The 23,395-nt window shown below is 28.7% G+C and carries 34 protein-coding genes and 1 tRNA gene; 29 read left to right on the top strand and 6 right to left on the bottom strand.

The genetic code is table 11. The features are described from left to right. The first annotated feature begins 189 nt into the window (after window positions 1-189). Complete coding sequence (locus tag J2Z76_RS08470; protein WP_209511602.1) at window positions 190-717, top strand: hypothetical protein; 528 nt, start codon at window positions 190-192, stop codon at window positions 715-717. A gap of 259 nt (window positions 718-976) precedes the next feature. Here the strand turns inward: J2Z76_RS08470 and J2Z76_RS08465 are convergent, their stop codons facing one another. Genes J2Z76_RS08465 through J2Z76_RS08455 form a run of 3 tightly spaced genes read right to left on the bottom strand, consistent with a single transcriptional unit; the run spans window position 977 to window position 3,255 of the window. Next, window positions 977-2,146: a tyrosine-type recombinase/integrase gene (locus tag J2Z76_RS08465; RefSeq protein WP_209511601.1), complete on the bottom strand. Its 1,170-nt coding sequence runs from the start codon at window positions 2,144-2,146 to the stop codon at window positions 977-979. 10 nt (window positions 2,147-2,156) lie between these two features. After that, the gene (locus tag J2Z76_RS08460; RefSeq protein ID WP_209511600.1) at window positions 2,157-2,369 is read right to left on the bottom strand and encodes a hypothetical protein; all 213 of its coding nucleotides are present in this window, start codon (window positions 2,367-2,369) and stop codon (window positions 2,157-2,159) included. 16 nt (window positions 2,370-2,385) lie between these two features. Then, window positions 2,386-3,255, bottom strand: coding sequence for a helix-turn-helix domain-containing protein (locus tag J2Z76_RS08455; protein ID WP_209511599.1), 870 nt, complete (start codon window positions 3,253-3,255; stop codon window positions 2,386-2,388). 164 nt (window positions 3,256-3,419) lie between these two features. On the opposite strand from J2Z76_RS08455, the gene J2Z76_RS08450 reads away from it, so the two are divergent. The 24 genes from J2Z76_RS08450 (at window position 3,420) to J2Z76_RS08345 (ending at window position 15,491) form a co-directional block, all read left to right on the top strand. Further along, window positions 3,420-3,656 (top strand): helix-turn-helix domain-containing protein, encoded by a 237-nt coding sequence (locus J2Z76_RS08450; RefSeq protein WP_245210384.1) that lies wholly within the window; start codon window positions 3,420-3,422, stop codon window positions 3,654-3,656. A 211-nt stretch (window positions 3,657-3,867) separates the two neighbouring features. Beyond that, complete coding sequence (locus tag J2Z76_RS08445; RefSeq protein ID WP_209511598.1) at window positions 3,868-4,062, top strand: hypothetical protein; 195 nt, start codon at window positions 3,868-3,870, stop codon at window positions 4,060-4,062. 15 nt (window positions 4,063-4,077) lie between these two features. After that, complete coding sequence (locus J2Z76_RS08440) at window positions 4,078-4,236, top strand: Rha family transcriptional regulator (RefSeq protein WP_209511597.1); 159 nt, start codon at window positions 4,078-4,080, stop codon at window positions 4,234-4,236. A gap of 60 nt (window positions 4,237-4,296) precedes the next feature. Continuing rightward, window positions 4,297-4,749, top strand: a complete 453-nt coding sequence (locus tag J2Z76_RS08435; RefSeq protein WP_209511596.1) for a hypothetical protein — start codon at window positions 4,297-4,299, stop codon at window positions 4,747-4,749. Between the two features lie 220 nt (window positions 4,750-4,969). After that, window positions 4,970-5,161, top strand: a complete 192-nt coding sequence (locus J2Z76_RS08430) for a hypothetical protein (RefSeq protein WP_209511595.1) — start codon at window positions 4,970-4,972, stop codon at window positions 5,159-5,161. 387 nt (window positions 5,162-5,548) lie between these two features. Beyond that, window positions 5,549-5,677 (top strand): hypothetical protein, encoded by a 129-nt coding sequence (locus tag J2Z76_RS16840; RefSeq protein WP_280922381.1) that lies wholly within the window; start codon window positions 5,549-5,551, stop codon window positions 5,675-5,677. 60 nt (window positions 5,678-5,737) lie between these two features. Then, entirely contained in the window at window positions 5,738-5,908 is a 171-nt protein-coding gene (locus tag J2Z76_RS08425) for a hypothetical protein (RefSeq protein WP_209511594.1), read from the top strand. Further along, a complete protein-coding gene (locus tag J2Z76_RS16835; protein ID WP_280922380.1) occupies window positions 5,905-6,036 on the top strand; it encodes a hypothetical protein in 132 nt (43 codons plus the stop codon). Before J2Z76_RS08425 ends, J2Z76_RS16835 begins: the two co-directional genes overlap by 4 nt. A 131-nt stretch (window positions 6,037-6,167) precedes the next feature. Continuing rightward, window positions 6,168-6,566 (top strand): helix-turn-helix transcriptional regulator, encoded by a 399-nt coding sequence (locus tag J2Z76_RS16980; protein ID WP_342455033.1) that lies wholly within the window; start codon window positions 6,168-6,170, stop codon window positions 6,564-6,566. A 25-nt stretch (window positions 6,567-6,591) separates the two neighbouring features. Further along, the gene (locus J2Z76_RS08415; protein ID WP_209511593.1) at window positions 6,592-6,882 is read left to right on the top strand and encodes a hypothetical protein; all 291 of its coding nucleotides are present in this window, start codon (window positions 6,592-6,594) and stop codon (window positions 6,880-6,882) included. A 621-nt stretch (window positions 6,883-7,503) separates the two neighbouring features. Further along, window positions 7,504-7,698, top strand: a complete 195-nt coding sequence (locus J2Z76_RS08410; RefSeq protein WP_209511592.1) for a helix-turn-helix transcriptional regulator — start codon at window positions 7,504-7,506, stop codon at window positions 7,696-7,698. A 21-nt stretch (window positions 7,699-7,719) separates the two neighbouring features. Next, window positions 7,720-7,908 carry a hypothetical protein gene (locus tag J2Z76_RS08405; RefSeq protein ID WP_209511591.1) on the top strand — a complete coding sequence of 63 codons (189 nt, stop codon included), beginning with the start codon at window positions 7,720-7,722 and terminating at the stop codon, window positions 7,906-7,908. A gap of 6 nt (window positions 7,909-7,914) precedes the next feature. Further along, on the top strand, window positions 7,915-8,637 hold the full coding sequence (locus J2Z76_RS08400) for a replication protein (protein ID WP_209511590.1): 723 nt from the start codon (window positions 7,915-7,917) through the stop codon (window positions 8,635-8,637). A gap of 9 nt (window positions 8,638-8,646) precedes the next feature. Beyond that, window positions 8,647-9,888, top strand: coding sequence for a replicative DNA helicase (locus J2Z76_RS08395; protein ID WP_209511589.1), 1,242 nt, complete (start codon window positions 8,647-8,649; stop codon window positions 9,886-9,888). A gap of 29 nt (window positions 9,889-9,917) precedes the next feature. Further along, on the top strand, window positions 9,918-10,811 hold the full coding sequence (locus tag J2Z76_RS08390; RefSeq protein ID WP_209511588.1) for a sigma-70 family RNA polymerase sigma factor: 894 nt from the start codon (window positions 9,918-9,920) through the stop codon (window positions 10,809-10,811). Further along, complete coding sequence (locus J2Z76_RS08385) at window positions 10,808-11,041, top strand: cold shock domain-containing protein (RefSeq protein WP_209511587.1); 234 nt, start codon at window positions 10,808-10,810, stop codon at window positions 11,039-11,041. Before J2Z76_RS08390 ends, J2Z76_RS08385 begins: the two co-directional genes overlap by 4 nt. Before the next feature lie 21 nt (window positions 11,042-11,062). Beyond that, window positions 11,063-11,290, top strand: coding sequence for a hypothetical protein (locus J2Z76_RS08380; RefSeq protein WP_209511586.1), 228 nt, complete (start codon window positions 11,063-11,065; stop codon window positions 11,288-11,290). A gap of 12 nt (window positions 11,291-11,302) precedes the next feature. Next, window positions 11,303-11,962: a head maturation protease, ClpP-related gene (locus J2Z76_RS08375; RefSeq protein WP_209511585.1), complete on the top strand. Its 660-nt coding sequence runs from the start codon at window positions 11,303-11,305 to the stop codon at window positions 11,960-11,962. Beyond that, window positions 11,955-12,488 carry a hypothetical protein gene (locus J2Z76_RS08370; protein ID WP_209511584.1) on the top strand — a complete coding sequence of 178 codons (534 nt, stop codon included), beginning with the start codon at window positions 11,955-11,957 and terminating at the stop codon, window positions 12,486-12,488. Before J2Z76_RS08375 ends, J2Z76_RS08370 begins: the two co-directional genes overlap by 8 nt. Window positions 12,489-12,537: 49 nt before the next feature. Further along, window positions 12,538-12,912: an HNH endonuclease gene (locus tag J2Z76_RS08365; RefSeq protein ID WP_209511583.1), complete on the top strand. Its 375-nt coding sequence runs from the start codon at window positions 12,538-12,540 to the stop codon at window positions 12,910-12,912. 195 nt (window positions 12,913-13,107) lie between these two features. Further along, window positions 13,108-13,356, top strand: coding sequence for a hypothetical protein (locus tag J2Z76_RS08360; RefSeq protein ID WP_209511582.1), 249 nt, complete (start codon window positions 13,108-13,110; stop codon window positions 13,354-13,356). Between the two features lie 37 nt (window positions 13,357-13,393). Next, the gene (locus tag J2Z76_RS08355) at window positions 13,394-14,830 is read left to right on the top strand and encodes a hypothetical protein (RefSeq protein ID WP_209511581.1); all 1,437 of its coding nucleotides are present in this window, start codon (window positions 13,394-13,396) and stop codon (window positions 14,828-14,830) included. Between the two features lie 244 nt (window positions 14,831-15,074). Next, complete coding sequence (locus tag J2Z76_RS08350) at window positions 15,075-15,227, top strand: BOW99_gp33 family protein (protein ID WP_209511580.1); 153 nt, start codon at window positions 15,075-15,077, stop codon at window positions 15,225-15,227. Between the two features lie 63 nt (window positions 15,228-15,290). Then, a complete protein-coding gene (locus J2Z76_RS08345) occupies window positions 15,291-15,491 on the top strand; it encodes a hypothetical protein (protein ID WP_209511579.1) in 201 nt (66 codons plus the stop codon). A gap of 128 nt (window positions 15,492-15,619) precedes the next feature. Here the strand turns inward: J2Z76_RS08345 and J2Z76_RS08340 are convergent. After that, window positions 15,620-15,695: transfer RNA gene (locus J2Z76_RS08340), tRNA-Arg, on the bottom strand. Window positions 15,696-16,081: 386 nt separating this feature from the next. Between J2Z76_RS08340 and J2Z76_RS08335 the strand changes: the two genes are divergently transcribed. The 3 genes from J2Z76_RS08335 (at window position 16,082) to recA (ending at window position 19,345) form a co-directional block, all read left to right on the top strand. Further along, window positions 16,082-17,314 (top strand): S41 family peptidase, encoded by a 1,233-nt coding sequence (locus J2Z76_RS08335; protein WP_209511578.1) that lies wholly within the window; start codon window positions 16,082-16,084, stop codon window positions 17,312-17,314. A 343-nt stretch (window positions 17,315-17,657) separates the two neighbouring features. Next, window positions 17,658-18,170 carry a CarD family transcriptional regulator gene (locus J2Z76_RS08330; RefSeq protein ID WP_209511577.1) on the top strand — a complete coding sequence of 171 codons (513 nt, stop codon included), beginning with the start codon at window positions 17,658-17,660 and terminating at the stop codon, window positions 18,168-18,170. Between the two features lie 95 nt (window positions 18,171-18,265). Next, window positions 18,266-19,345 carry a recombinase RecA gene (gene recA, locus J2Z76_RS08325; RefSeq protein ID WP_209511683.1) on the top strand — a complete coding sequence of 360 codons (1,080 nt, stop codon included), beginning with the start codon at window positions 18,266-18,268 and terminating at the stop codon, window positions 19,343-19,345. Between the two features lie 79 nt (window positions 19,346-19,424). Here the strand turns inward: recA and J2Z76_RS08320 are convergent, their stop codons facing one another. Beyond that, a complete protein-coding gene (locus J2Z76_RS08320; RefSeq protein ID WP_209511576.1) occupies window positions 19,425-21,176 on the bottom strand; it encodes a copper amine oxidase N-terminal domain-containing protein in 1,752 nt (583 codons plus the stop codon). Window positions 21,177-21,388: 212 nt separating this feature from the next. On the opposite strand from J2Z76_RS08320, the gene J2Z76_RS08315 reads away from it, so the two are divergent. Then, complete coding sequence (locus tag J2Z76_RS08315; protein WP_209511575.1) at window positions 21,389-22,000, top strand: HD domain-containing protein; 612 nt, start codon at window positions 21,389-21,391, stop codon at window positions 21,998-22,000. 26 nt (window positions 22,001-22,026) lie between these two features. On the opposite strand, the gene J2Z76_RS08310 is transcribed toward J2Z76_RS08315, so the two are convergent. Beyond that, a complete protein-coding gene (locus tag J2Z76_RS08310; RefSeq protein ID WP_209511574.1) occupies window positions 22,027-23,199 on the bottom strand; it encodes a glycoside hydrolase family 3 N-terminal domain-containing protein in 1,173 nt (390 codons plus the stop codon). Between the last annotated feature and the right edge of the window lie 196 nt (window positions 23,200-23,395).

Genomic DNA, 23,395 nt, shown 5'->3' with positions numbered 1-23,395 from the left:
GACATGGTATTAACCTTGTCTGTTTTCTTGTGAGAAAAAATAATTCAATTAAAAATACTAAAGAGAACTTAGCAATTTTTTATTTGTCACACAAAAAGTTATTACTATTTAGATTAACATAATATAAAACTATTTATATTATAAAAAATGTATGATAAGATGTAATATAATAAAAAGGATGGTAATATAATGGATGAATTTAGAAATGAGTTAAAAAAACATGAGGATTATATTGGAAAAAAATATTTCCTCAAACAAAAATATATATCAAAATTAATAAAAAATATGTATCTTGATATGGTTATTATATTATCTTTTTTTGTAATTTTTAATATTTTGTTTTCCAAATCATCAAGTTATAAAAGCATAAGAATAACCTTAGTTGGGCTTTTTGCATTGATTGGAGTTCTAAATACAATTTTGTGTACAAAATCAATATCTAAACATAAAGCAATATATTATCAGGTAACTAATAATGCACTTATACACTTTAATGGAAAGAAGAATTATATTTATCCATGGTCCGATTTCAAAAGCATAGTTAAAGATGCGAATAAGTTAGATATGTTATATCCTATTGTTTTCAAAACATCAAATAAACTACTTGTTTTAAATAAAAATATTGATAAAAATTATAATTTGATTGCAGATATTATTAAAAATACTAAAGATATTGCGGAAATTGATTTTAAGGTGCTTGAAGAATTTAAAAATTAATGAAAATATTCTTGTTGTTATTTGAATAAACAAAAGAACTTAATGTAAAATAAAATTTAGTAAGTTCTTTTGTTTTTAATTTTGGTGAACCATGAGGGATTCGAACCCCCGACGCCTGGAATTGAAAAATAGCTTTCTGATGTATACTAAACTTTTCTAAAAATATTGAAATATCAACAAATATCTTACTGATGTTTACTAAAATTTTCTAGTATTATTTTTCTCATAGTGGCGAACTTTTGGCGAACTTTTTTATCTTCTAATAAAAAATAGCATCTAAGCATTCAACTTCTTTAGCTTTTACTTCTTCTAATACATGAGTATATATTTCAGTTGTTCTGGTTGAACTGTGACCGAGTAATCTTGACACTGTCAAAATGGAAGTTCCGTTCTCAAATAATCTTGTGGCATATGTATGCCTTAAAGCATGAAATTTCTTCCTAGGGACTCCTACATTATCTAAAGCACGTTCCCATGACCTTCTTAGATTTTTAGCATCTATATGAGTACCTGTCAATGAGGGGAATAAAAGATTGTTTGCAGTATATGCAGGTCCGAGTTTTAATTTTTCCTCCATATTTAGCTTATCTAACTTTTTGAGTTCTGAATGCAATTTAGCGGTTATTGGTATTTCTCTATTGGAACTCTTTGTTTTAGGTTTAGTTACTTTCAATTCATGTGAATAGTTTTCTTCATCATCAAATATCTTAACATTACGAACACTTTTATTTATTTTAATAACATCGCCTTTTATATCTGATTTTTTAAGAGCCAATATTTCTCCTTGTCTACACCCAGTCAGCAATGCAAAGACGATTATATATCGTAATTTTACATTTTCTAGACTAGCAAGTATTTTGTTTATTTCTTCATTGGTGAATGTTTCGACAATCCTATCATCTTCATCAAGGTCTTCTTCATTACCTTTAGGCAGTTTCAATCCTACGAGTGGATTTTTGATTATATATCCTTCGGTTTCGGCATACCTATAAAATTTATTAAGTAGTTTGTGAAGATTTTTAACCTGTGATTCGCTCTTACCTTCATTTACTAATGAGTTATAATATTTCTGTACAGGTAATTTTTTTATTTCAGACACAACCAATAAACCAAGTTTTGAATTTTTTATATAATTTCTATAGATACTCTCATATCTTTCGAAACTGGACGATTTATTGCCGTTATATTTCTCAATATCCCACAACCATGTATACATTGCCTGACTTAGTGACTGTGATGCTAAGTCAGGATTTAAACCGTCCTCTAAATCATCTAGATATTTCTTTTTCATTTTTTCAGCATCTGATTTAGAAGAACCGTAAAAATTTTTATAAACTGGACTTCCTTTACTGTCATATCCCATTAATGCACGTACACGAAAATAGTCATGTCCTTTTGCATTTGCATTTGTCTTTGGTTTGTTCGCCATTTATTACACCTCACTTAAATAGCTTTTTAAATACATCAAATATACTAAATGTTGTTTTGTTGTACACTTTGTTGTACATAGCTTTTTTAGGGTCACGTATCCACCCCATGCCCTTTTTACCATACAAAGGATTAATAGTTCCTTTGATTTCCCTTTTAATTCTTCCAGTAGTGCGAGCTTTAATACTCTTCTTTAAACTTGGTTTTCTTAGTCCTATTTTCATTATATATCCCCCAGATTTATTTAGACATTTTATTTGATTCTTTATGTATATCATTATTTAATAGAAATTTAATATATTCTAGAACCATTTCTTTTGCTTTTACATTTAATTGTCTTGTAAAAAAAATAAGAATTTCTTTAAGAACACTATGAAATACTTCATTTTCGACTATTTCAGATATTTCAAGTGACATATCTTCTATAAATTTAACATAATCTATATTTTCAATAATTGGTTTTATATTAAAACTATCTTTTTCTGAATTGAATATATCAAAAACTGAAGTTTCAATATCATAAACATAGCTATAAATATCATAAAATGTATTTATGAATTTACCTTCTATAAAAGATTTGATTTCATAAAGTATATCTATATTTTTAATTTCTTTATGTATATCACTAATAGTAATTGACTCTTTATATTTTTCTGTATTTTCAATACACTTATTAATAATATCCATATAGAAGTCATAGTCTATTTTTTCTGAGATATCTTTTGATATTTCATATGATATTTCCATAAAATATTCATCTGTCAATTTTTCATTGAAAATCAATAGTTCCTTACATACATCATTCAAATAATTAATAAAGTTAGGAATGTTTTTATTAATAACTTTATCAATATCGTCATCAGGAAATAAATTGCTACCTTTTAAAGAGTCTTTAAATCCCATTAAATATGCTACATCAATATTTAAATAGTCAGAAATATTTAGAATAAATTCAAGTCTAGGTTGTTCTTTACCATTTTCCCATTTTGAAATCATACCTTTATTAATGGTTGTGTTATATTTTCTATTTAAATTAATAGACAACTCTTCTTGAGTTAAATTTTTTTCTTTTCTTATTTTTCTTAAACGTTGTCCGAATTCAATATTCATAAAAATATACTCCTTAAATATAATAATTTGATTATAGCAAACAAGTTTCGAAAAAGCAAATATTATTTTTGAAATAATGCAATAAAGTTATTGACAACGAAACTTTATTTTGATATACTTAATTTAAACAAAGTTTCGAATCAAATAACAAAGGAGGGGTGTTGGTGAAAATAGATAGAACACATAAACCATATTTAAAATTAAAGGGGTTTTTAGTAGAAAAGGATATCAAACAATACGAAGTAGCTAAATTATTGGGGAAAACTAAATCTACTTTCAATCAGAATCTTAATGGAACTGGTTCAGATTTTACTCTAAATGATGTAAGAATTATTTGTAGTTCTTATAATATAAGTGCAGATGAATATTTTTTTAATCAAAAAGTTTCGAAAACGATATAAAAAATAAAAGGAATATACAATTAATTATTAATTAAAGGGTAACGATATTTTTATTAAACAGTTTAGTCTATGTTTGAATATAAATATAACATTGAAAATAAAGATGGTAATTAAGAAGTATATAAACGCCTTTATTTGTGAAATTAGTTTTCTTGCGCATAATAATTCAAAATCATATAATTTAGTATAATATAGAAATGAGGTGAATGAATTGGAAAAGAATCAATATATGTGCTCAATAGCAGAAGGGACTATTATTTTTAATATGGGAAGGGACAAGCTCTATCAGCTTGCAAGGACAAACCAGATTCCATGTTTTGTGAAAATTGGAGCTATTACTAAAATAAACATTCCTTTAATGAAGGAGTTTTTAGACAATGCAGCTCGAGAAGGCAGACAATTATAATGAAGGTGTAAATTATTGAATGATTTAGTTGCTATAAAAGGAAATGATGTTTTTACAGACAGTTTAGTTATTGCAGAAGGTACAAACAATAAACATATTAGTATAAAAGAGTTAATTAATGACTATAAAAATGATTTTTTAGATTTTGGAACTTTATCGGTTTTAAACCGATAAAGTACTGGAGGTAGACCAGAACAATATTATCAATTAAACGAAGAACAAGCTACATTTTTAATGACACTTTTAAGAAATAACAACATTGTAGTAGCATTTAAAAAAGAATTAGTCAGACAATTCTATGCAATGCGGAAATTCATTATTGAAAGACAATCTAAGGAATGGTTTGAAACGAGGAAACATAGTAAATCAACACGCATGACAGAATCGGATACCATTAAAAGATTTATTGAGTATGCAAGAAGTCAAGGAAGTGAACACCCTAACAATTATTATAGGCTGTATTCAACATTAGTAAATAAAACTGTAGGAATTAGTAAGAGAGATGAGGCAACTATAGTGCAGCTTAATAATTTAACATTAGTTGAAAGCATAATATTTCATACAATCGAGGAAGAAATAAGCAAGGGAATTCATTATAAAAAAATCTATGATGATTGCAAGAAGAAGATAGAAGTTTTTAAAAGTTTGGTATTTGTACAAAACAATAGCTTGAAGATTAGTTCATAGGAGCATTTTTACAAAAAAAAGTGTGTCTGTAATGTAAATATACTAGAGCGTTAAAACAAAAGGGCTCCATGTATTCATATAAGCAAGAGAATAAAAAATATTAAGGTCTAGGAGGTCAAAGTACATGATTAAAAAAATAATTTGGAAAAACGAAAAGAAACCATGAAAAATAGTTTAAAACAGATTGCAGATTTACAAGATACAGAAACAGACATAGTGAGTGATTGATTATGAAGCTAAAAGATTAAGACTTTATACTAACAGAGCAACAGTCATGAATAGATTAGAGCGATTGGGATATGAACACAGCAAACAAGATACGATTGACGGAAAGATATACAGCAGGAGTTATGAATTTGATACAAGTGAAATAGGTAGTTTTTTAAGAACTGGTATATTTAAATTTGATTAGTTATAAGTGTATATGAAGATGTTTCGTAAAATTATTATGCTAAAGGTGTAAATATACCATAGACATAAAACAACATACTCTCTTTTATTCATACGAGCATGAGAGGTAAAAATATCAAGGTTAAAGATGATAGCATATTGATAATATTAATAACAGTTGAGGTGAATTTTAATAGAGGAAATTAAAAAAGAATTGATTGAAATGATTGGAAGCATTGAAAGTGAAAAAGCTATTAGAAATTTAAGCTTTATTGTTAAGGATTACTTGGAAAGTGAAAAGACAAAAAAAGGAATGCAGTAATAAAATCTTATTAGTTAATAAGTGATTAGAATTGAGGTGAATTAAGTGCAAATACCAATTAGTTGTAATAAATGTAAAAGAATATTAATGGATTATGAAACAAATGAGAATCAAAATGTTACAGAAGATGGAAGATATCTTTGTGATAGATGTTATGAAAAGGAGAATGGTGTAAATGATAAAAAGGTTTTGGACAAGGTTCTTAAACGATACTGATTTAATAAGATTTAAAGCAACAATAATTTTTATATTGTTGGTAATAGGAGGTAAGGTATTGTGAAACGAAATAGAAAAGATTATGACAAGTATATTTCAATTATAGATGAAACTATTAATGTTAATTGGAATTTCAGAGAACAATACGAAAAAATTGTTGATGGAATAATAGAAGCTTATGAAAAAGAAAAAATTGAATCAAGTAATAATGAAAAAGAGGTGATACTGTGAAAGAACAATTAATTAATATAATCGAAACATCAAATGATGAAAAGTTAATCAGAAGGTTATTTGCACTTGTAAGTGGTTATCAGAATCAAAAACAAAAAGAGCTATCTCAAGATGAAACAACTCTTTAACGCAAGCCCACAATTTTTTATACAGCCGACACCGACCAAAGTAATGGCTATTATATATAGGCATATTCTAAATAAAGTATATCCTATTTTATAAATAAATGCAATAAAAAAATTTGAAGGGAGTATTACAAATGAAAAATATAATGTTAAAGATTGAAGAAGCAAAGGAAATTATTGATAAAAGATACGATTTAAGACTAGGAGATCTAGTTGAAATTATGAATAACAGCAATGGAGACTTTGATTCTATACTTAATGGTTTTAGAATTGGTTATCTACAAGGAATTAAGGCAGAAAAAGCAAGGAGAAAAAATGTAAAACAAACAGTAAAACTTACAGTAAAACTAAAGGAGTTAAGAGGTGATAAGACTCAAGAAGAAATTGCTAAAGATTTAGGTATAAGTATTAAAGCTCTAGCAGCTTATGAAAATGCTGAAAGAGTACCCAGAGATGAAATAAAATTAAAAATTGCTAATTATTACAATACAAGTATTCAAAGTATTTTTTCAGCTAGTAATACAATATTATAAAAAAAATCTAAAGGAGAATAAAAAAATGATAAAAAATACATTTGTAAGTTTAAATGGTGCAAGAAATAAGTTGATAGGTAAAAAATTTGAATTAATAGACATAGAAGAAAGCGGTAAGGTTTTATATCTGCAAGATAATGAAGGCAGGATATACGCTATTGATAGTACTGGAGAAGGTGGGGCTAGAGTTTGTATACAGAAAACAGATAGTGAAGAATTAGAAGAATTGCAAATGAAATTTAATACACTTGTGAAAATGTTAAATGTTGATTATGATGAATTAGAAGATAATGTGCTCAAACAATATTTTGAGTAGCAATTATTTATTTTAAATAGTGCATTAAGTTATTTAAAATAAGCCTGATGTAAATGCCAGGTTTATTTTAAATTATTTTAAAGTATTAATTTTAAAGTTCAATTTTGTTTAATTACTTGCATGAAATAATATGTTACAAAAAATTAATATAAATTAAATTATGCATATCTGCAATAAAATATTGCATTTCTACAATTATTTAGAGTATGTAAATCGATGAAAGTATTGAAATTTAAATATAAAATTTAGCCTTAAAATGCAAATGTGTATGTAAAAAAGTTGTGTTGAATTAATATATCTAATTTGATATAATGCACATGTAATAAAAAAAAGACCTTGTAAATGCTGCGAACATTTACAAGGCATGAACTTTTAGTTATAAGGGCTGCGAAACCAAAATAACTATATATTCTTTCAATATCATTTTACATTCATAATATGGTCATGTCAATAGTAAAAAATGTATTGTCTGCAAAACGATACAATATTTTTGCTAATGCTGGCGTATTTAATATATTGAAAAATCATATAGAATTTATGGATATGTCTATAACTAAAGGTTATAGGCATATTTTTTTTATTTTAATATTGTAGCAATGTACATGAAAGAGAGGTGAGAATATGAAAGATAATAAATTAAGGGAAATAAGAGCTTCAAAGGGATTAAGTCAATTTGATTTAAGCATGATGACAAGAATACCACCTTCAGAAATATCACGCTTAGAGAATGGAAAAATTTATGCTTACCCAGGTTGGAGGAGAAAAATTTCAGATGCTTTAAATATCCCTGAAGAAAATATTTTTTTAAACGAATAAAAACAGAGGTGAAAATTCTATATGACAAATGAAAATGCCTTATTAGCTGAAAGAATTGCAATGTATTATAGACAACCGGAACGAACATCGTATTTTGATAAAGAGATTTATTTCGAGGTAATTACAAATAATCCTGAAATACATTTTGAAGCTTTAAATATAAATAGGCAGATATGGGAAAAAAGAAAAAAGAGAAAAAACAAGAGGTGAGGTGATGTGAATGACGTACAACTTGAAAATGGATTTACAAGAATAGCAAATGAAATATTAGATAACATTGCAAAACTCAAATTAAGCTCAACACAGCACAGCATAATTTATGTTATTTGGCGGTATACATACGGGTTTAATCGCAAGGAGCATATAATATCATTATCCTTTTTAGCTAAAGCAATAGATACCGACAAAAGAAATATTCAAAGAGAGTTAAAAAGGCTTGAAAATAGGCAAATTATTAGACAAACATTAAACGGACAACAAAGGATAATTGCTTTTAATAAAAATTATAATCAATGGGATAAATTCAACGGTGAAATAACCAACGGTGAATTAACCAACGGTGAAATAACCAATAGTACTGACGGTGAAATAACCAATAGTACTGACGGTGAAATAACCAACCAAGAAAGAAAGAAAGAAAATATTAAAGAAAATAGTACAAGCAATTTAATAAATGATTTATTTGAAGAACTTTGGAAGCTCTATCCTAATAAAAAAGGAAAATCAACTGTAAGTAAAAAAAGCAAACAAGTTATATATAAAATAGGCATTGATAAGATGACAACAGCAATCAATAACTATAAGCAAGACTTACAAGCTAATACCTGGAAACAAGCAATGAATGGTTCGACTTTCTTCAATTCCCGCTATGAAGATTATTTTGAAATAAACCATGTGTCCGAAGAATTAGAAACAACAAGTATATATCCTGAATTGTAGGTGAAATTTATGAGAGAAATTCAAAAATCATTGTTATCAACAGCTATTCTTTATGAAGAACAAAGATATTTAATCTTTGGAGAACTGCAAGAAGAACATTTTACAAATGAATACAAAACAATTTTTAAAGAAATGAAAAAACTTTATAGTCAAAGACAAGATATAGATCCTGTAATTATCATGCAAAACTTAGGTGTTGCTTATAAAGATTTAATAGCTGATTTAGCAAATCCAATTTTTATTAAGCCTAATACAAGTCAATATATAAAGCGTTTAAAAGAAAGTTATTACACTATACAAGCGATTAGTCAAACGGAAGAGTTGCTATCGAATTTAAGGCAAAATAACAGCGATGCAGAGGTTTTACAAAACAAATATATTGAAATAAGTAAAATGTTTAATTCAAATGCGAATGCATATAAAAGTTACAACATGACAGAAACGTTAAACGAAGCCTATGAAAATTATAATTCAAAAGAAAACTACTATAAAACAGGATTTAAAAAGCTTGATGATACCGTACTTATAAGTCCTGGAGACTATATCATTATAGGTGGAAGACCTTCGAGCGGAAAAACGACATTTTCAACGAATATAATGCAAAACATGGCTACGAAACATAAGATATTATTCTTTAGTTTAGAAACAAATAAAATTAATATAGCCAATAAATTAATATGTTCAGCTGGAAAAATTCAATTAAACAAGATATTACATAAAAGTTTAAATGACGAAGAACAATCAAGATATTTAAATACTTCAAGCGAATTAATGAAGCTTAATCTTGAAATTATAGAAGCTGGTGGCATGACGGTAAATCAAATAATTACAAAATCACTTCAAAGACAAGCGGATATAATTTTTATTGATTATTTGACTTTAGTAAAAGCTGAATCAAAAAGTTTGTATGAAAAAGCAACAAGGATATCAAACGAACTTCATACAATGGCACAAAAAAATAAAATAACAATAATAGCATTAAGTCAACTAAAAAGACCAGATTCAGGTAAAAAAGTGTCAGAGCCAGCAATGAATGATTTAAGGGAATCGGGAGCTATTGAACAAGATGCAGATGCAATATTTTTACTTTATGATCCAGTTACTTCTTTATCAGATGCAGAGCAAGCAGAAAAGAAAATAAATATTGAAAAACAAGAGCGAAGCTTAATTGTAGCTAAAAATAAACTTGGTAGAACCGGCAAAATAAACTTGAATTTTTATGGCGGAGTACAAACATTTTATGAAACATAAGACAAGAAAGCAGTTCAAGAGGTGAATCAATGAATCATCAAGATAGTAACGAACATCTTATTGAGTTAATAAAAAAAGGCATTGATACCGAAGAAAATTACTTACAACTATATGAAAAAAATCATGGCTTTATATACCAAACTATAAGAAATAGAGTTCATGGAATAAATGAAATAGATGATTTAATGCAATCAGCATTCCTGGCATTAGTGAAAGCTGTTGAACGGTACGATATAACAAGACCGCTTGAGGAAAGTAATTTCTTACAAATACTTAAATTCTGTATATGGAATGAAATAAGAAGTTTAGAAATTGATTTACCAGCTCATATGATACAAAAGATAATCAAGTATAAAAAAGTCTACAATCAACTCCGTAATGAACTCGGGTATGAGCCTAAAGGTAACCAAATAAGGCTTGAAATGTGTATCAGCTTAGATGAGTTAGACAACATAAAAGCAGCAATGCAGATAAAATCACCAACAAGGTTAAATGAGCCCATCGGCGAAGATGGAACAGCAACAAGAATGGATTTAATAGCTAATAGTATATCTGATGATTCAGAAGAAGAATGCAACGATAATTCAGAAAAACAAGAACTTAAAAGAATAGTGCATGAAAAAGTTGATTCATTGCCTGATGCATCGAGAGATATTATAAATATGAGATACTTTGAAAATAAAACACTTAAAAGTATCAGTGAGGAAAAAGGTGTATCCGTTGAAAGAGTTCGACAGCGTGAAAAAGAAGCAATGTTGAAACTAAGAAGAGATGTAAAGTTTAGAGAAAAAGTAATAGATTATACATCAATAAATATGTATAAAAATGTTGGCTCTAGACGATTTAACAACACTTGGACAAGTTCAACTGAATTAGTTGTATTTGATAGAGAAAGAATTAGAGAAAGAGAGGTGAGAAAATGAGTTGTGAAGATATAAAAACAGGGACCATAAAATGCGTATTAAAAGAAAAGAACTTTGGTTTTATTAAGCCTGATGATTCTGAAAATGATATATTCTTTCATGAAAATCAAGTTGTAGATCCAGGATTTGAAGATTTAAAAAAAGGAATGTCAGTAAATTATTTAATAGGCATTGATAATAGAAAAAGACCTATGGCAACAAGCGTTGTGGCGATACCAGACAAATTATAAAAATTAAAAGGGAGAAATCAAATGAAAATAAGAGAACAACTAACAGAACAACAAATTAAGGAAATGGAATCATGGGTTGAAAAGAAAAAAACTAACTCTATGCTAACAAAGTCAGAGAAAAAAATGATTGATACAATTGAGGACTTTAAAAAAAATAATTGGCAAGGGTATAGACTTTCAGGAACGAGACCAATTACTAAAGAATCAGCACAAAAAGATTTAGATGAGTTATCAAGAAAAAATATTTAATGGAGATGATTAATGACTAAGAAAATTGAAATCAAGGGAGTAATTGTATCAGATGATGAAGCTTGGATTTATGAATGGATAGGAATATCAGCAACAAACCCAAAGAAGGTAAATGACTTAATAGAAAAGGCTAATGGTGAAGATTTAGAATTTTATATTAACTCACCTGGTGGAGATGTATTTGCTGGAAGTGAGCTATATACCGTACTAAAAGAGTACAAAGGCAAGACAACAGGAAAGATTATAGGTTTAGCTGCAAGTGCTGCATCAGTAATAGCAATGGGGTGTAAAGTCTTATTTATGTCTCCTACAGCTGAAATGATGATACATAACGTATCGAGTGGAGCTCAGGGAGATTATAGAGCAATGGAGCACAGTGCTAACATGCTAAAAGATTATAACAGCACTCTTGCAAATGCTTATGCTATAAAAAGTGGCATGGATAAAAAAGATATACTTGAAATGATGGACGCTGAAACATGGTTGACACCTGAGAAAGCCTTAAAATACAAACTAATTGATGGTATATTGTTTGATGATAGATTAGAGATAGACAATACTAAAGAAAGATTTGAATTATTAAAGAATAATAAAACTGATACTAAGGCTGCGGCTTTAGCTAATGCAAAATTAAATCTACTAAAATTAGAAGGAGAAAGAAACTATGAGTAAACAAAAATTAACAGATGAACAAATATTATTAGCAGAGGAAAATCAAATAGAAAGTAAGAAATTTTTTCAAGAAGTTGAAAAAATAGAAAATGTAAAAAAACAATTATTGAAAAAGAAGGTAACAGCTAATCAAGAGATTGAAAAGTTAAAGATACAACTTGCAGAGTTGGACAAAGAATACTTATTTGAAACTGATTCAGCAAAGATTAAAGAGTTGGCAGAAAAGAAAAAAAGTATTCGTTACGAGATTGAAGAGTATGAGAGCATTAAGGCTACAAAGTATAATCCAATAATTAAGGACATGCTCAAAGGAATAGAGCAGCACAGAGATAATGCATCAAAAGAAAATGATATGTTTCATACTTCAAGGATAGCATTAGAGAAACAATATAGAGAAGAGTGGGACTCTTACAATAAAGCTATGCAAGAGAAACTTGATAACTTAGATAGCTTACAGTATAGTCACATGTTCAATCAAGCTTATGCTAAATACACAGGTATACAATCAGATAAAGGCGATTGGTAAAATAAATATACATCAAGAGGATATTAAATAACTTAGTGTCCTCTTGTCAATGTACTCAAATAAAATTGTAAAGATAGAAGGTGATGCAATATGGCACGTCCCTTTTGCTAAGAAGTTTTACGATAGCAAGACATGGAAGAAGTGCAGACAATCATTCATAGCATATAGAATATCTATTGATGGTGGCATGTGCGAACACTGCAAAGATAAGTTAGGTTACATAGTGGACCATAAAGAAGAACTAACACCAGACAATATAAACAATCCAGACATAACATTGAATCATAATAACTTTCAGTATCTTTGCTTAGAGTGCCATAATAAAAAAACATTTGGAAGAGAAAAAGAATCTAATTATTATTTTGATAGCGAGGGACAGATACAACCACGCCCCCCCTTCGAGAAAAGCGGTGTATTAAAATGAAACTACCGATGGCAAACCTTCAAAAAATACACAGGGTCCACACGTGACCCCCCTACCTATTAAAAGAGGTGATATATGAGTAGATTAAAAACCATTTAGAAAAAGATATAAAGATTTACTAGAAAATACAAGTAAAAGAAAGGAGATGATTAAAGTATGTTTAATATTTAAAATATTGATAAAGAAAGGTGCATTATGGAGAAAATACGAGATGTTTTAAAGGTGGAACTTGTAAATATTGAAGGTGTTGAAAATTATAATATTATATTAAGTGACGAGCCCGAAGAAATAATATTATCTGTATATCATTTATTAAATGATTTAGCTTATGAAATTAACTCGGACGTATCAGAATTAATAGATTTATTATATACTTTCGATGAAGAAAAAATTAAGGAAATTAACGAAAAGAAAAAATATGCACATTTAAAAATTATAAAGTGAGGTGATTATTATCGAGATTTTTCGTTTGTTCGGAACGGTGTTATGTGATACCGCAAAAGCCGAAGCATCATTATCAAAGACGGAAAAACATGCAGATAGCTTAGGAACTAAACTAGGTAATGGAATAAAAACTGCTGGTAAATGGGGACTTGCTATAGGGGCAGGAGCAACAGCAGCAGGGGCGGCATTACTTGGAGTTGCAAATAAAGCAGCTGAAACTACGGACCATATAGATAAAATGAGTCAAAAGCTAGGCATGAGTAGAGAGGGTTTCCAAGAGTGGGATTTCATACTCTCGCAAAATGGCGCATCTATTGATGGCATGCAGGCAGGCATGAAAACACTAACTAATCAAGTTGACGAACTTAGCAAAGGCGGTAAAGTAGCTACAGATGCATTTGGACAACTAGGACTAAGCTATGAAGATATGGCAGGATTAAGCCAAGAACAAATATTTGAAAAGACTATAGTTGCATTACAAGGCGTAGAAGATACTACAAAAAGAGCTGCTATTGCAAATGACTTGTTAGGGAAAAGCGGTTCAGAACTTGCACCATTACTAAATGCTGGTGCTGATTCCGTAGAGGCTATGAAAAAACAAGCAAAAGATTTAGGTCTTGTAATGTCAGATGATGCAGTAAACGCTGGTGTAAAATTTACAGACACAATGGATCAACTGAAGCGGAGTTTTGGTGCAGTATTTACACAAGTAGGAACAGCGGTAATGCCGATGTTTACAGACTTTGCTAATTGGATAATAAAAAACATGCCAGCAATACAATCAGTATTTAAAAATGTATTTACTACAATTAGCACAGTTGCAAGTACAGCTTATGAATGGTTTAATACTTATTTATTGCCTATTCTAGTAACTTTATATGGTTGGATAGAGGAAAACATGCCAGCTATAAAAAAAGTAGTAGAATTTGTATTTGAAGCTATTGGGAAATACGTTAAAACTGTATGGTCTATCTATGTTGAATTATTTTCAATATTACAAGCTTTATGGGACTTTATTTCTCCAACATTTCCATTAATACAAGAGGTTGTAGAGGTAACATTTGGAGCTATAGTCAAGTCGGTTGAGTTTGTAGTTGATGTATTTGATAGAGTTACAGGAGCTATTAAAACAGCTATAGATTGGTTAGGAAGCTGGAATGATACCGATGCAGAGGAAAAAAATGTAGGAACATCATCTAGTAGCAGCAAAAAGGTAAATGGCAGTCATGCAAACGGACTCGCTTATGTACCGTTTGATGGTTATATTGCGGAATTGCACGAAGGTGAAAGGGTCTTGACTAAAGAACAAAATCAAGGCGCTGGAGGTAATATAACAAATAACATTGAAATCAATTTAAAAGATGCAACAATCAGAAATAATGAAGATGTTTCTAGGTTAGCGAAAACTCTTTCAAGAGAATTACATAAATTACAATTCAATGCACAAAGAGGAACTATGCCGTCAACGATTTAAAATATAAAGATACCCGTATTATCAAAATATGGGTATCTTTTTTTATTTGATTGCTCAAAATAGAGCTGCGAAATTAATAAAAAGGAGATGGTGTAGGAATATAACAGATATTTTTATATTAAGGAGGGGAAATTAAAAAGTATAATTAAGGAAGCATTAAGAAAATTATTTATATAGTGTGGGATGGAATCGAATCGAATAAAATGATATAATAAAACTAAATTTTAAAATTAGGAGTGTAAAAATGGCAAAGAAAAAGAAAGAAAAAGAACCAATTAAAATAACGCATGTTATGGCTGATGGTTCAGTTAGAGACTCAATCGAAGGTTATGTAATACCAGGCAATGACAAATTTAAAGTAATCTATCAAATATTAGCCGGAGTAAAGGTTGTATAAATAAAAATTAATAGTTTAAAAAATACAAATAGGTGTTTAATCAGATAATATAGGAGGTTTAACATGGCGAGAGTAAAAGGTAAACTGCAACTAGAGAACTGGGTAACAGTAGAAAAATTTAGAGAGCATTATGATTTAAGTCCTAGTTATGCATACCAACTTGTTAATGCAAAGGGGTTTCCGTCAAAAAGGCTAGGAACTAAAAGAGGAATAAGAGTTGATTTAAACAAGACGGATGAATACTTTGATAAAAAATTTAACTAGGGAGAAAAAAGGAACTTACTATTTATATTTTAGTAAGTTCCTTTTTTCTTAAATTAAAATTTATTGTGGCGAACTTTTGGCGAACTTGAAATTTTAGTTTCGCGTAAAAGTCTTACGCCTATTGCATATGGTGAACCATGAGGGATTCGAACCCCCGACGCCTGGATTCGAAGTCCAGCACTCTATCCACTGAGCTAATGGTCCATGATTAGTTATTATTTTACTACAAATTTATAAGATTTTCAATATATTAAAGTTAATAAAGCTTAAGAAGCGATTAACAATTAACAGTCAAAGTTATAGAGCAGTCAAAAAATATATTTATTAAATTGCTATTAGAATTATAGTATAAAAAATAGTAATTATCAATATATTTATTTAAAATAAAAATATATTTAAAAAATGTGTCTCTTGGTTATTAAATATGCTATAATATTCTCTATACAATAATGATTTAAGGTTCTATTAATTTAAATAGGATAAAATGGTACATCACAGCATATAAATAAGTATAAGTATTGGGCAACTTGTAGTTATCCTTCTTATACGAGCTGTAAATTGGCTTGACATTAATTATCGGGAGTGAGTATATGATATCAAAAAAAAAATATATTCTAACAGTCGTTATAGCTGTTTTTGTGACCGCATTTCTTTCAATGACATTAGGAAATGTGCTTATGGTCGAATTCGGTCAAAAGGTTGTTATATCAGAAGCAAGTTATAATGATATGAAGAATATTGTACACAAGTATGCAAAACAAGAAAGTGTTATGGATTATGCAAAGGAAAATTTTTTGTATGATGCAGATGAAAGTGCTATGCTTGAAGGTGCATTAAAAGGCACACTTAACGCATTAGGAGATCCATACACGCAGTTTATGACCAAAGAGCAATTTGATGCGCTTATGCAGGATACTGAAGGTTCTTATGAAGGTATTGGAGTTTACATTACTGCAAGTGATGACAACAAAATTCTTATTGTTTCACCCATAGAGGATACACCAGCTGAAAAAGCAGGGTTGAAAACAGGTGATAAAATTATAAGAATTAATGGTACAGATTTTTCTGCTGATGAGATGGATGAAGCTGTTAAGTTAATGAAGGGTATGCCAGGTACGAGTGTAAACCTAACTATTTTGAGAGAAGACAAAGATGGTATTAATAAAACTTCAGAAGTTGTAGTAAATAGAGAGAAAATTAAAATAAAAACTATAAAACCAGCAATGTTAGAAAATGATATTGGATATATTAGAATAACAACATTTGATTTGCAAACTGCAGATGATTTTAATAAAGCTTATAATGATTTAAAAAATCAAGGCATGAAAGGACTTGTAATTGACCTTAGATATAATCCTGGTGGGATTATAGATGCAACTGTTGATATTACAAATAAATTCTTAGGAGAAGGCATAATTACATATACTAAAACCAAAGCTGGAGAGATGGATTATTATAAATCGGACAGCAAGGCAGATGATATACCTCTTGTTTTGTTAGTTAATGATGGAAGTGCCAGCGCATCTGAAATTATGTCAGGAGCATTGAAAGATACTAAGAGAGCAACTCTTATAGGAACTAAAACTTTTGGAAAAGGTATAGTTCAAAGAGTACAAAAATTTGGCAATGATGGAGAAGGAATCAAAATGACTATTTCTGAATACTTTACTCCTAACGGAATTAATATACATGGAATAGGTATAGAGCCAGATATAGAAGTTGAATTACCAGAAGATGCTGTTGGATATGGAAGTGAGTATTATGATACTGATGTTCAACTTCAAAAAGCGGTTGAAGTAATTAATGAAAAAATATCTCAATAAATAAACAAAGTTCATGTAAATATAAATCTATAAATTAGATTTGATGAAATTGCCTTCTATGATAATATAAAAATCATTGGAGGCTGTTTTATTTTTACTAATAATGAATTAATAATATGTGGGGAAAATTTACCTGCGAAAATTTTCAAGAAAAGTATTACATCAAAAATTTAAAAATGTTAATATATATGTACAACGTGTAGTTTTGATAACGTAAGACCAGTTGCCAAATCTACACCTTTTTTATATAGATTTATAATATAAACTATAATTTAATTTAAAGAAGAAACATATAACAATGTTGTGATATGTAAGTGAAAAAGATTGGAGCTGAATTTATATTATGTTTAAAGTTAATGAATTAATTATTTATGGTAATGATGGTATTTGTCGTGTAGAAGATATACGCAAGATGGCTATGGCGAATACAGATGTAAATAAACTATATTATGTTTTAAAGCCTTTATACCATGATGTAATAATATATTCGCCAATTGATACAAATGTTTTTATGAGGCCAATAATTACATATGAAAAGGCTTTGAAAATCATAGACAAGATACCTGATATGAAAGTTGAAATTTACAATAATAACGGTTTACGAGAATTAAATGATTATTATAAATCACTAATTCAGACTCACAAGTGTGAGGATTTAATTCAGCTAATTAAAATGGTATATATGAAAAAAAACAATGCAATTAATAATGGGAAAAAACTTGGGCAAACAGATGGGAATTACATGAAAGTTGCTGAAGATATACTTTACGGGGAATTTGCAGCATCACTAGAAATTCCAAAAGAAGAAGTTATAAGCTATATTGAAAACAGAATAAAAGAAATAAAGAAAAATTAATTAATTATGGAGGGAATATGCCATGGAGTGATAATCATAAATAAAATGCTAACTATTTTTATTAATGTTACAGTAGAAAATAAATAAAGGGGTATATAATGGAAAAAGAAAAAGCTCTTGAGCAGGCGTTTGCTCAGATTGAAAAGCAATTTGGAAAAGGTTCCATAATGAAACTTGGAGATAATGTAAAGTTGAATATTGAATCTATACCTACAGGTTCATTACCTCTTGACATTGCAACGGGGATAGGCGGTGTCCCCAAGGGAAGAATTGTTGAAATATATGGACCTGAATCATCGGGTAAAACTACTGTTGCATTGCATATAATTGCTGAATCACAAAAAAAGGGAGGTATTGCAGCGTTTATAGATGCAGAACATGCCCTAGATCCTAGATATGCAAAAAAACTAGGCGTTAATACAGAGGAATTAATTATATCTCAGCCTGACACAGGAGAACAAGGCCTTGAAATAGCAGAAGCTTTAGTAAGAAGTGGTGCTGTTGATGTTGTAGTCATCGACTCCGTAGCAGCGTTAGTGCCTAAAGCTGAAATTGAAGGAGACATGGGAGACTCTCATATGGGATTGCATGCAAGGCTAATGTCACAGGCTTTAAGGAAGTTGGCTGGTGTAATAAATAAGTCAAATACTGTGGTGATTTTTATTAACCAATTGCGTGAAAAAATTGGAATTATGTTTGGAAATCCAGAGACAACTACAGGAGGTAGAGCCCTTAAGTTTTATTCTTCCATGCGTTTTGATGTAAGAAAAATTGAAACTTTAAAAAAAGGTGATGATGTCTACGGCAGTAGAACAAGGGTAAAGATAGTTAAAAATAAAGTTGCGCCTCCCTTTAGACTAGCAGAATTTGACATAATATACGGCAAAGGTATATCCAAAGCAGGCTGCATTGTAGATGTAGGAGTGGAAGCAGAAATTATAGATAAATCAGGATCATGGTATTCTTATGAAGGAAACAGAATAGGACAGGGTATGGAAAATTTGAAATATTATCTTGAATCAAATCCCGAATTTATGGATCTGATTGAATCAAAAATTAGGGAAAAATTTGAAATGAAAAGTATAGTTTTAAATGATAAAGATGTAAGTGATGATCTTGAAAGTTTTGATAACACTGACAATAATAGTAGCTCAGTGTTGTCGGATAATTTTTAAATATAATTATAAGGATTCGCATTTATAAAATAGGGGTTATATTATAGTTACTATAATATAACCCCTATTATTTTTAAAACTAATATATTAAAATTGTTTTATTTAACTCATCCCAAATTACTGTTTTATTAATTGATTCGCTAATGAATCTTAATGGAACCATAATTCTATTATTAACCAATTTGGCAGGTGCATCTAATTTTTTGGCTATGCCATTAACATATGCAATTTGACTATTTGGCGATATAACTATTTTAGTAGAATCATGTTGAACAACTGCTGAATTGTTTTGGTCGTTCCATTCTACGTTACAATTTAATACTTCAAATACAGCTCTTATTGGAACTAAAGTTCTATTATTATCAATAAATGGCCACTGATTAATTGAACTAAAATCAATGTATTTGTTAAAAACCATTACATTTATAGAATTATCTGGTTTTTTATCTGTGATATATTCAAATCCTTTGGCATTAAGGGCAGTAATATTAACTACAGCTTTTTTTCCCTCAAATTCAAATATTAGATTATGAGTGCCACAATTATTAAAAGTTAAGGAATCACCAGATATATTTAAAAAATTCGAATCGTATGGATGAATCATAACATCTTTTGTTATATTTATTTTTCTAGTTCCATAATTTGCATAAACATTTAAATCTATTTTAGTTGCAGTATTATAAATTTTATCAGATAAATTAGTAGTTATACTATCAGGAATTTCTTTATATTTTATGTATAAATTTAGAACTTTGTAATCACCAGTGTTATCTTTGGTTATTTGATCGTAGCTTATTTCAGATATAGAATCAATTTTAAATAAACTAGACATTGCACTGTTAACATTATCATTAGTTATTGATTCACTAAATCTTATAGAAATATTTGATGGATGATTTTTTATTTTTTCTTTTAATATTCTACTTAATTCTTCAATTGTAATAGCAGTATTTTCTTCATCATAAATGTTTAATCCTGTTTCAATCAATAAATTAGTATAAACATAATTTTTAAGATTAGTTTTTGATTTAGACAAATTACTTAGGTAATTATAATATTTTATTTTTGTTAAGGGCAGATTTTGGTTTTCTTCTATAACATGGTCTTTTGTTATTTCTTCATCGGTTAACATATAGTAGTTGTATGATGAAGTGTTATCCCTGTCGGGTACAGGATCGTTCCATGTTGTATCGAGGTGGAACCAATACTCACCTAATTTAACCATGTTCCAAACATGAGATTGTGAATTACTTGTTCCAAATACAAATTCAACTGGAATATTAAGTTTTTTTAGCATATTGTAAGTTAATAGAGCATATCCATTGCATACAGACTTTCCTTCTGTAAGCAAATCATAGTCTGAATAGAAAACAGATGATGTATCATATTTTGAATTTTTTACTATGTAATCATGAACCACTTTAACCTTTTCATCATCAGATATATTTGGTTTAATTATATCTGATAAAATATCATCTATCTTTTTATCAGTTTCATTTCTTTTGGAAGCTGATAAAATATGTGTTGCTTTAATATTTACATTATAAACACCATTAATTGTACTTGAAGTACTCCATTTAATAGAAGTAATTGTACATCTGAGATATGGATCTTTTTTTAAAATGGTTTTCATTATATTTTCTATATCTTCATATTCACCGTAATAAGTAATATTAAAATTAGCATTTGTTAAATTCAACTCTTTTAATATTATATCTTCAAACTCGTTAATATTTGATGATTCATATGTAACAGCATATACAGTAAAGGAAAAAATACACATAAACATAAGTATGACACTTACAATGATTTTAAAGCTAAATCTTTCCATTATTCCACCTTCTTTACATAATATTGGTACTTAATAGATTATACACGATTTTAAACAATAATAAAAGTATTTTAAAAAAAAATAACAAGTAGTATAATTAGATATATAGATTCTTAATGTAATAAAATATCTTATTATTGCTATATTATTATATATGACGTATTATATAGAAATAAAGTTCCAAAAGATAAGTTTTTTTATAAAGGAGAAAAATGTATCAAAAAATATTAAATGACATACTTTTGAGTGAAAAGCCATCTCATGGTATATATAAATTAATTGAAACGGGTGAAATGAAAAAAATAATTCCAGAAGTTTTGAAAATGAAGGGATTCAATCAACAAACGCATTATCATGACAAAGATGTGTTAGACCATACTATGGCTGTTTTGGATTCAATAAAGCCTACATTAAAACTAAGAATGGCGGCACTATTACATGATATCAGCAAGCCAGATTGTTTTACAGTTGATGAAAAAGGGCGTGGACATTTTTATGGCCACCATATTAAATCAGCAGAACAAAGCGTTATTATACTCAAAAGACTTGGATATGATGATGATTTTATACAGGAAGTAAAAATTCTAATTAGATATCATTACATAAAAGATATGAAAATAGATGAGAATAGAGTAGAAAAATTCATAAATGAGGTAGGCAGAAATAGACTTAATGATATGTTTGAATTAAATATAGCAGATATTAAAGGAAAAGCAGATCCTAACAATTTTGATTCTGTTGATAGGATCAAAGATATGTGCCTAAAATACCTTAGAGAAAATGAAACTAAAATTCATTGTGAAGATAGTATTATAATTAAATAATATAAAAATTTAATACTACATGGGCATTATTTAATAATACCCATGTAGTATTTCCATTCCAAAATTTTCAAAACAGATTCATTTATTCTCTCTTCTGAAATTTCACCATTTTTTACAGCAGTTAGTAGTGAATTATAGCTTGTTATATAATCGGTTACAATTAGCATGTCATTTCCTGCTTGAACAGCAATAACCTCAGGGGCTTGAGATGTTTCTAATTCCTGAATAGCTCCCATAGACATATCATCAGTCATTATTACTCCAGTAAAATTAAGTTCATTTCTTAAAATATCATGTGTTATTTTCGATAGAGATGCTGGTAAGTTAGCATCAATTGATTCAACTACATTATGAGAAATTAAAATACTTTCAACATTAGATTCTATACCAGCTCCAAAGGGTAAAAAGTCATTAAGAATAAAATTTTCATAAGGTCTTTTATCATAGGCAGAACCTGTATGAGTATCAGCATTATTTCCATAACCGGGGAAATGTTTTAAAGTTCCAGAAATTCCACTTTCCTTCATTGCATTTACAACAGTTCTTACATACTCAGAGGTTTCACCTGCAGATTTTCCAAAGGAACGTTGATTTATGAAATCTGTATCATTAGTTGATACATCAGCTACAGGTGCTAAGTTAAGATTTATTCCTAGTTCTAATAAAAACTTTGATTTTAATATAGTATCTTTTTTGATTTCATCAAATCCATCTATTTCATATAATTCTTGTGGAGATTTAAACCTTTCATTTGAGAGCAATGGGTTAGAACTTGCTCTAACTACTGTTCCACCTTCTTCATCAACACCTATAATCATTGGCATTTTACTAGCAGATTGATAGCCTTCTATATTAGAGATAATTTCATCCCTAGTTTTATCAGCAAAGTCTCTTCCAAATAATATGAATCCTCCTGGATTCAAAGATAGAAATGAATTGAGATCTTCTTCTAAAGGACATCTTGCTAAAAATATTTGACCAATTTTTTCTTCTAAAGTGAGTTTTTCTAAATATTTAAGGGCATCCTCATTATAATCTTTAAATATATTCTTATCATCTAAATTATTTTCAGTTATATTATCACTGTTTGATGGGTCTTCATTTGGTGGTTTGTTATCATTTGTATTATTATCATTTGATTTGTTACAAGCTGTCAATAATATAGTTAATACTATTGATATAAATAGCAATTTTTTCATTGTTTTCTCCTTGCATAATGGACTAATTTAATTCCATTAATTTTTAATTTTGATTGGTTTTTATATAATCATTTATAAACTCTGTGATTAATAAACGTGTTTGTAAAGAATAATTATAATTAATTATACTTTATTTGTCCTTAATTTCAATTAGTTTTAAAATAACTTATTGAAATTAAAGCATTTAACGAAAAAA

It is taken from the genome of Sedimentibacter acidaminivorans, from assembly GCF_017873955.1.
Lineage (GTDB): Bacteria > Bacillota > Clostridia > Tissierellales > Sedimentibacteraceae > Sedimentibacter > Sedimentibacter acidaminivorans.
Note: the sequence above shows the minus strand (reverse complement) of the source record. Positions and strands in the feature narration are given on the sequence as shown.